Genomic DNA, 320 nt, shown 5'->3' with positions numbered 1-320 from the left:
GTGAGACGATGGGAATGGACATCATCGACAGGAAGCTGCTCGAGTTGCTGCAGGAAGACGCGACAATGCCGATTGCCGAACTGGCGCAGCGCGTGAATCTGTCGCAAACGCCGTGCTGGAAGCGGCTGCAGCGTCTGAAGGAGACCGGTGTGATCCGCGGGCAAGTGGCGCTGTGCGATGCGCGCAAGCTGGGCGTCGGCACGACCGTGTTCGTGGCGGTTCGCACGAATCAGCACACGCAGGCGTGGGCGCAGACTTTCACGCAGGCGGTGCAGGACATTCCCGAAGTGGTGGAGGTGTACCGGATGAGCGGCGAGACG

At 63.4% G+C, this 320-nt stretch carries 1 protein-coding gene; it reads left to right on the top strand.

Going from position 1 to position 320, the window contains the following annotated elements; all coding sequences use genetic code 11:
• Positions 1-8: 8 nt before the first annotated feature.
• A partial coding sequence (locus SB822_RS55875; protein ID WP_410858949.1) for an Lrp/AsnC family transcriptional regulator occupies positions 9-320 on the top strand: 312 nt, incomplete at its 3' end.

The organism is Paraburkholderia sp. SIMBA_054, assembly GCF_046534875.1.
Taxonomy (GTDB): Bacteria; Pseudomonadota; Gammaproteobacteria; order Burkholderiales; family Burkholderiaceae; genus Paraburkholderia; species Paraburkholderia hospita.
The sequence above is the reverse complement of the archived record's forward strand: the minus strand, read 5'-3'. Positions and strand labels throughout refer to the sequence as shown.